Below are 8531 nucleotides of genomic sequence, written 5' to 3'. Positions count from 1 at the left end.
CCGCCGGACGCGGTATGGGAACGCTTCGCCGTCCGGCCGCTGCAGCCGCAGCAGGTCGACGCGGCCTTCCCGCTGCCGGATGACGGCCCGGTCCCGGCCGCCTGAGCCCCGCGCGCCCACCGACGGCACCCACCCCCGAAAGGGCTCGACATGCGGGGCCGATCCGGGGCCTGGCTAGGGTTGCGCCGGTGAGCAGCGAGGGGCCGAGCCGGCGGGTGAGCAACAGCGAGAAGTCGGTGGCCGGCGGGATGGTCGCCGGCATCGCCGCGTACACCCTCTGGGGGTTCTTCCCCGCGTTCTTCCCGCTGCTCGAGCCCGCCGGCGCCGTCGAGATCGTCGGCCACCGGATCGTGTGGTCGCTCGTCGTCATGGCCGTCGTGCTCACAGTGCTGCGGCGCTGGCGCGACCTGTGGGCCATCGACCGCGTCTCGTGGACCCGGGTCGGCGGGGCCGCCGTCTTCATCACCGCCAACTGGGGCGTGTACGTGTACGCGGTGAACTCCGAACGCGTCACCGAGGCCGCCCTCGGGTACACGATCAACCCGCTGGTCAGTGTCCTGCTGGGCGTCCTGTTGTTCCGCGAACGACTCAATCGCCCACAGTGGCTCGCGGTGGCCCTCGCCGTCGTCGCCGTCGGGGTCCTCACCGCCGGATACGGCCATTTCCCGTACCTCTCGGTGATCCTCGCGATGAGCTTCGGCATGTACGGCGTGCTCAAGAAGAAGCTGCGCGTTGACCCGGTGATCGGGATGACGGGCGAGGTGCTGGTGATCGCCCCGTTCGCGCTGGCCCTGCTGCTGTGGCTGGGTGCGACCGGCGCGGGCACGTTCACCACCGACGGCGCCGGGCATTCGGTGTTGCTGGCCACCGCCGGGCTCGTCACCGTGGTGCCGCTGCTGCTGTTCGCCGTGGCCGCGCAGCGCATCCCGCTGGCGACCGTGGGCATGCTGCAGTACATCGTCCCGGTGCTGCAGATGGCCTGGGGACTGCTCGTCGTGGGCGAGCGGCTCGACGCCGTGCAGTGGGTCGGGTTCGCGCTCATCTGGGTCGCGGTGATCGCATTCACGCTGGCCGGCAGGCAGCCACGCTCGGCCCGCGCTGGGGTTTCGAGGACTGTCGGGGATCCGACCTACACTGGGCCGGACGAGTCGTAGGAGGAATGCTGCGTGGGCGGATCCCAGTTCGTGCATCTGCACAATCACACCGAGTTCTCGATGCTCGACGGGATGGCGCAGATCGACCCGCTGTTCGCGGAGGCCTCCCGGCTCGGCATGCCGGCGGTCGGGATGACCGACCACGGCAATATGTACGGCTCGTCGGACTTCTACAAGCAGGCCGTCAAGACCGGCATCAAGCCGATCATCGGGATCGAGGCGTACGTCGCCCCCGAGTCGCGGTTCAACAAGAAGCGCGTGCTGTGGGGCGAGAAGAACCAGAAGAGCGACGACGTCGCGGGCTCCGGCGCGTACACCCACATGACGATGGTCGCCGAGAACGCCACCGGCCTGCGCAACCTCTTCCGCCTGTCCTCGCTGGCGTCCTACGAGGGGCAGCTGGGCAAGTGGGCGCGCATGGACGCCGAGATCCTCGCCGAGCACTCCGAGGGGATCATCGCCACCTCCGGCTGCCCCTCCGGTGAGATCCAGACGCGGCTGCGCCTGGGCCACAGGAAGGAGGCCTACGAGGCCGCGGAGAAGTGGCAGTCGATCTTCGGCAAGGACAATTTTTTCCTCGAGTTGATGGACCACGGGATCGACATCGAGCGCAGGGTCCGCGAGGACCTCCTCACGCTCGGCAAGGACCTGGGGATGCCGCCGTTGGTGACCAACGACTGCCACTACGTCACCCGCGAGCAGGCCCACTACCACGAGGCCATGCTCTGCGTGCAGACCGGAAAGACCCTCGCCGACGAGAACCGCTTCAAGTTCGACGGTGACGGCTACTTCCTCAAGTCCGCCGACGAGATGCGCGCCCAGTGGGACACCGAAGTCCCCGGCGGCTGCGACAACACCCTGTGGATCGCCGAGCGCGTCCAGCCGTACGACGACATCTGGGCCCCCAAGGACCGGATGCCCAAGTTCCCCGTCCCCGACGGCGAGACCGAGGACACCTGGCTGGCCAGGGAGGTCCAGAAGGGTCTGGAGTGGCGGTTCCCGGACGGTGTCCCGCAGGAGTATCTCGACCGCGCCGCGTTCGAGCTCGAGGTCATCAAGGGCAAGGGTTACCCCGGCTACTTCCTGGTGGTCGGTGACCTCATCGAGCACGCCCGCTCCATCGGTATCAAGGTCGGACCCGGCCGAGGCTCAGCCGCCGGCGCCCTGGTCGCGTACGCGCTGAAGATCACCAACATCGACCCGATCGAGCACGGGCTGCTGTTCGAGAGGTTCCTCAACCCCGAGCGTCCGTCGGCGCCGGATATCGATATCGACTTCGACGACCGCCGTCGCGGCGAGATGATCCGCTACGCCTCCGACAAGTGGGGCGCCGACAAGATCGCCCAGGTCATCACGTTCGGCACCATCAAGACCAAGGCCGCCATCAAGGACGCCGCGCGCGTGAACTTCGGCCAGCCCGGCTACGCGATCGCCGACCGGATCACCAAGGCACTGCCGCCGCCGATCATGGCCAAGGACATCCCGCTGTCCGGGATCACCGACTCCAAGCACGAGCGCTTCGGTGAGGCCGCCGAGGTCCGTCAGCTCATCGAGACGGACCCCGACGTCAAGCGGATCTACGACACGGCCCGCGGGCTCGAGGGCATGGTCCGCCAGGCCGGCGTGCACGCCTGCGCGGTGATCATGTCCTCCGAGCCGTTGCTCGACGTGATCCCCATGTGGAAGCGCGCGCAGGACGGCGCCATCATCACCGGCTGGGACTACCCGTCGTGTGAGGACATCGGCCTGCTCAAGATGGACTTCCTGGGCCTGCGCAACCTCACGGTGATCGGCGACTGCCTGGAGAACATCAAGCTCAACCGGGGCGAGGAGATCGACCTCGACGTCCTGAGCACGGACGACCCCGCGACCTACGAGCTGCTCGCCCGCGGTGACACGCTGGGCGTGTTCCAGCTCGACTCCGGCGGCATGCGCGAGCTGCTCAAGCGGATGAAGCCCACCGGCTTCAACGACATCGTGGCCGCCCTCGCCCTGTACCGCCCCGGGCCGATGGGCATGGGGACGCACTGGAACTACGCCGACCGAAAGAACGGCAAGCAGGAACTGGTGCCCATCCACCCCGAGCTCGAGGAACCGCTCCGGGAGATCCTCGGCGAGACCCACGGCCTGATCGTGTACCAGGAGCAGATCATGGCCATCTCCCGCGAACTCGCGGGATACACGGCCGGTGAGGCCGACGGCTTCCGTAAGGCCATGGGCAAGAAGAAGGCCGAGGTGCTGGCCGCCGAGTACGAGAAGTTCTCCGGCGGCATGTTCGAGCGCGGTTTCTCCAAGGACGCCGTCGACGCACTGTGGGGCACCATCGAGCCCTTCGCCTCGTACGCGTTCAACAAGTCGCACGCGGCCGGCTACGGCCTCGTCTCCTTCTGGACCGGCTACCTCAAGGCCAACTACCCGGCCGAGTACATGGCCGCGCTGCTCACCTCCGTCGGCGACGACAAGGACAAGGCCGCCCTGTACCTGTCCAACTGCCGCCAGATGGGCATCAAGGTCCTGCCGCCGTCGGTCAACGAGTCGCGGACCAACTTCCTGTCGGTGGGCACGGACATCCGCTTCGGACTGGGCGCGGTGCGCAACGTCGGCGCCCAGGTGGTCGACTCGATCGTCGCGGCCCGCGAGGCGAAGGGCGAGTTCGGCGACTTCTCGGACTACCTGGCCAAGATCGACCAGACCGCCTGCACCAAGAAGGTCACCGAGTCGCTCGTCAAGGCCGGCGCCTTCGACTCTCTCGGCCACCCGCGCAAGGGACTGTTCCTGGTCCACGCCGACGCGGTGGAATCGGTGATGTCCACCAAGAAGGCCGAGGCGGTGGGTCAGTTCGACCTGTTCGGCGGGGGAGATGACGCCGAGGCCGACTCGGGCTTTGGCGACGTCTTCGCCGTCCGGGTCCCCGACGAGGAATGGGACATCAAGCAGAAGCTCGCCCTGGAACGCGAGATGCTGGGTCTGTACGTGTCCGGGCACCCGCTGGACGGGCTCGAGGCCGCCCTGGAGGCCAAGACCGACACCACCATCGCCACCATCCACGAGGGCGAGCTCGCGCACGGCACCGCCGTGACGATCGGCGGGATCATCTCCGGCGTCGACCGGCGGGTCAACAAGAACGGCGAGCCGTGGGCGATCGTCACCATCGAGGACTTCAACGGCAGTGTCGAGGTGCTGTTCTTCCCCAAGACGTACCGTCTCGCGGCGATGGACATCGCCGAGGACGCGGTGGTGCTGGTCAAGGCGCGCATCAACATCCGTGAGGACCGCGTCTCGGTGTTCGGCGACACCCTCGAGGTGCCCGACCTGGTCGTCGGTGGCAACGGGGCGCCGCTGGCGCTCACGCTGCCGACGCGGATGTGCACCATCGAGACCGTCACCGCGCTCAAGCAGGTCCTGGGGCGGCACCCCGGACCGTCGGACGTGCACCTGCGGTTGGTCAACGGAAGTTCGTCGACCGTCCTGCGGCTCGATGACCACCTGCGGGTCGAGACCTCGTCCTCGCTGATGGGCGATCTCAAGGCGCTGCTCGGCCCCGGCTGCCTCACGGGCTGACCGGGTTGACGGTGATCGTGGGCGCGGTGGGACACTGGTGGCTGTGACCGTCACCGATTCCGCCACGACCCAGGTCGTCACCCCCGACGACATCGACGCCGCCGCCCGCCGGATCGGTGACGTGGTCCGGTGCACCGACCTCCAGGTCAGTGAGCGGCTGAGCGAGCAGACCGGCGCGCACATCCTGCTCAAGCGGGAGGACCAGCAGGACGTCCGCTCGTACAAGATCCGCGGCGCCTTCAACCTCATGGCGCAGCTGAACAGCGACGAGCGCAGTGCCGGCGTCGTGACGGCCAGCGCCGGCAACCACGCCCAGGGCGTCGCCTTCGCCTGCCGGGTGCTGGGTATCAACGGCCGGATCTACGTGCCGACCAACACGCCCAAGCAGAAGCGCGACCGGATCCTCGCCCACGGGCGGAACTCGGTCGAGCTCGTGGTGACGGGGACGAACTTCGACGCCGCCCAGACCGCCGCCCGAGCCGACGCCGCGCGCACCGGGGCGACCATGGTCCCGCCGTTCGACCACCCCGACACCATGGCGGGACAGGGCACGATCGCCGCCGAGATCCTCGCCCAGCTCGACGAGACGCCCGATGCCGTGGTGGTCCCCGTCGGCGGTGGCGGGCTGGTCGGTGGGCTGGCGACCTACCTCGCCGAGTACGCGCCGGACTGCAAGATCATCGCCGTCGAGCCCACCGGGGCCCCATCCCTGACCCGGGCGCTCGAGGCGGGGGAGCCGGTCACCCTCGACACCGTCGACACCTTCGTGGACGGCGCCTCCGTCGCACGGCTGGGGGAGTTCCCGTTCGGGGTCATCTCCTCGATGACCGAGCGGATCCAGGTCCTCACCGTCGACGAGGGCGCGGTGTGCACCGAGATGCTGGAGCTGTACCAGAACGAGGGGATCATCGCGGAGCCCGCCGGGGCACTGGCGGTGACCGCGCTGGAGCAGCTCGAGATCGACGAGGGTGCCACCGTCGTCTGCCTGGTCTCCGGTGGCAACAACGACGTCTCGCGGTACAGCGAGATCATCGAACGCTCCCTGGTCCACAAGGGACTCAAGCACTACTTCCTGGTGAAGTTCCCGCAGGAGCCCGGCCAGCTGCGCCGCTTCCTCGACGAGGTGCTGGGGCCCGAGGACGACATCACGCAGTTCGAGTACCTCAAGCGCAACAACCGCGAGTACGGCGCCGCGCTCGTGGGCATCGAGCTGGGCTCGGCCACCGGCCTGCACTCGCTGCTCGAGCGCATGGACGCCTCCCGCATCGACTGTGAGCGCCTCGAGCCGGGCACCGCGGCGTACGAGTACCTGACCTGACCTGATTTCACGCGCGGGCGGCGTCCACCGTGACGTCGTCTCAGCGCGTCCGCAGCACCGCGAAGCCGAACGCCTGGCAGAACACCGAGTCGTCGTCGGCGACCGCCCCCGAGGCGAACACCGCCTCGCCGGCCAGCGGGACCCGCGACGGCTCGGTGCCCAGGTTCACCACCAGCGCCAGCGCCCCGCGGTGGACCACGAGCCAGCGGTTGTCGTCGGCCTCCACGCCGCAGTCCACCCGGACCGAGCCCAGCCACGGGTCGCTGAGCTCCGGCTCGGACTTCCGCAGGGCGATCAGCGCCCGGTAGGTCCGCAGAATCTCGGCGTGCTCATCGGCCGCCTGCTCCGTGCGGTCGAGCACCGAGCGACGGAACGTCTCCGGATCCTGCGGGTCCGCCACCGTGTCCGGATCCCAGCCCATCGCCGCGAACTCGCGGGTCCGACCCTCACGCACAGCCTCGGCCAGCTCCGGCTCGGGATGCGAGGTGAAGAAGCAGAACGGCGTCCGCGCGCCCCACTCCTCACCCTGGAACAGCATCGGCGTGAAGGGCGAACAGAGGACGATGGCGGCCTTGGCCAGCTGCTGCTGGGGCGTGAGGTTCATCGACGGCCGGTCGCCGGCCGCGCGATTGCCCACCTGGTCGTGCGTCAGCGTGTAGGCCACGAACCGCGACCCCGGCACCCGGCTCACATCCAGCGGCCGCCCGTGCACGCGCCCGCGGAACGTCGAGAACGTCTCCGCGTGCAGGAACGCACCCGTGAGCACCTGTCGCAGCGACTCGAGCGACCCGAAGTCGGCGTAGTAGCCCTGCCGTTCCCCCGACACGGCGGCGTGGACGGCGTGGTGCACGTCGTCGTCCCACTGCCCGTCCAACCCGAGGCCGCCACCCTCACGCGCGGTGACCGTCCGCGGATCGTTCTGATCCGACTCGGCGATGAGCGAGAGCGGCCGCCCGAGATGGGTGGCCAGCGACTCCACCTCCACCGTCAACTGCTCCAGCAGATGCACGGCCGAGGCGTCGTGCAGCGCGTGCACCGCATCCAGCCGCAGCGCGTCCACGTGGAACTCGTCGAACCAGCGCAGCGCGTTGTCGATGATGTAACGCCGCACCTCCCCCGAGTGCTCCTCGTCCAGGTTGAGCCCCGACCCCCACGGACCATCCGCGGCGGACAGGTACGGGCCGAACTCCGGCAGGTAGTTCCCCGACGGGCCCAGGTGGTTGTAGACCACGTCCAGGCACACGCCCAGACCCCGCGCGTGACAGACGTCGACGAACTCCTGGAACGCGCCCGGCCCGCCGTACGGCTCGTGCACCGCGAACCACGCCACCCCGTCGTAGCCCCAGCCGTACTCGCCGTTGAACGCATTGACGGGCATCACCTCGACCATGTCCGCGCCCAGTTCGACCAGCTCGTCGAGGTGCTCGATCGCGCTGGTCAGCGTCCCGCCGGCCGAGAACGTGCCCACGTGCATCTCGTAGATCACCGATCCGGCCAGCTGCCGTCCCGTCCACGCCTGGTCCGTCCAGCGGGACTCCTCGAGGCGGTGTACCCGAGACAGCCCGTGGACCCCGTTCGGCTGACGCGGCGACCGCGGGTCGGGCCGCGGCGGGCTGACCTCGTCGTCGTCGCCGGTCACCACGAACCCGTAGTCCCTGCCCTGCTCCCGGGGGATGCCGGACGTCCACCAGCCGCCCGGGGCGCGGCGCATCGGGACCGGGTCGGCGTCGGGGGAGTCCAGCACCAACCCCACCGCGCGGGCCCCGGGCGCCCAGACGGAGAACATCTCGTCGCGCGGGTCGGCGCCGGCGGGGACGGTCGTGGCGGTCGCGCTCGTGTCGGGCGGGGTCGCTTGGCTCGGTGAGGTCACACCGCCCAGCGTAGGGAAAACGCGCCGCCGCGGGGAGGGGCGAACGACACCCGCAGGCCGAACTGCGCGCATCAACGACCGACGGCGATACTGGGGCCATGACAGAGTCCCCGCCCCGCGTGCTCCGGCTCACCGCCGGACCGGACGTGACGGGGGAGTACGAGGAGAAACGCTCCAGGTTCGTGGCCGTGCTGAGACGGTGCGACGACGAGGAGGACGCGCGCGCCCTGATCGCCGAACTCCGGGCGGCGCACCCGTCGGCTCGCCACCACTGCAGTGCCTTCATCGTGGACGTTCCCGGGGCCAGCCGAATCGAGCGGTCAAGCGACGACGGTGAACCCTCCGGCACCGCCGGCACCCCCATGCTGGACGTGTTGCGGGGAAGTGGCCTCACCGGGGTGTGCGCGGTCGTGGTCCGGTGGTTCGGCGGCACCAAGCTGGGCACCGGCGGGCTGGCGCGGGCCTACTCGGCGGCGGTGTCCGGGGCGGTCGACGCCGCGTGGCGGGACCGTCGCGTGGCGGAGGTGACCCGCACCCCCGCGTGGACGGCCGAGGTCGACCACTCGGTGGCCGGCGGTCTCGAGGGGGCACTGCGCTCCGCCGGGGCCCGGGTGATGGATGTCGACTA

General features: G+C 69.6%; 5 protein-coding genes. 4 read left to right on the top strand and 1 reads right to left on the bottom strand.

Features of this window, described 5'->3' with window-relative positions; translation table 11 throughout:
* Window positions 1-248: 248 nt before the first annotated feature.
* The 3 genes from rarD to ilvA are packed head-to-tail and all read left to right on the top strand — an operon-like array spanning window position 249 to window position 6033.
* On the top strand, window positions 249-1154 hold the full coding sequence (gene rarD / locus G6024_RS13240; RefSeq protein WP_159148894.1) for an EamA family transporter RarD: 906 nt from the start codon (window positions 249-251) through the stop codon (window positions 1152-1154).
* Window positions 1155-1166: 12 nt separating this feature from the next.
* Window positions 1167-4715, top strand: a complete 3549-nt coding sequence (dnaE, locus tag G6024_RS13235) for a DNA polymerase III subunit alpha (RefSeq protein ID WP_119192934.1) — start codon at window positions 1167-1169, stop codon at window positions 4713-4715.
* Window positions 4716-4758: 43 nt separating this feature from the next.
* Window positions 4759-6033, top strand: coding sequence for a threonine ammonia-lyase IlvA (gene ilvA / locus G6024_RS13230; protein WP_159148892.1), 1275 nt, complete (start codon window positions 4759-4761; stop codon window positions 6031-6033).
* A 40-nt stretch (window positions 6034-6073) separates the two neighbouring features.
* Here the strand turns inward: ilvA and treZ are convergent, their stop codons facing one another.
* A complete protein-coding gene (treZ, locus tag G6024_RS13225; RefSeq protein ID WP_159148891.1) occupies window positions 6074-7903 on the bottom strand; it encodes a malto-oligosyltrehalose trehalohydrolase in 1830 nt (609 codons plus the stop codon).
* A gap of 98 nt (window positions 7904-8001) precedes the next feature.
* Here treZ and G6024_RS13220 point away from each other — a divergent pair.
* The coding region (locus G6024_RS13220) for an IMPACT family protein (protein ID WP_182640383.1) at window positions 8002-8531 on the top strand (530 nt) is incomplete at its 3' end.

The organism is Dietzia maris, from assembly GCF_014144855.1.
Classification (GTDB): Bacteria; Actinomycetota; Actinomycetes; order Mycobacteriales; family Mycobacteriaceae; genus Dietzia; species Dietzia kunjamensis.
This window is presented reverse-complemented; position numbering and strand designations above follow the sequence as displayed.

Bases quoted from the DNA above. Each gene is read 5' to 3' on its own strand.
- rarD (WP_159148894.1), top strand. From the start codon at position 249: ATGGTCGCCGGCATCGCCGCGTACACCCTCTGGGGGTTCTTCCCCGCG.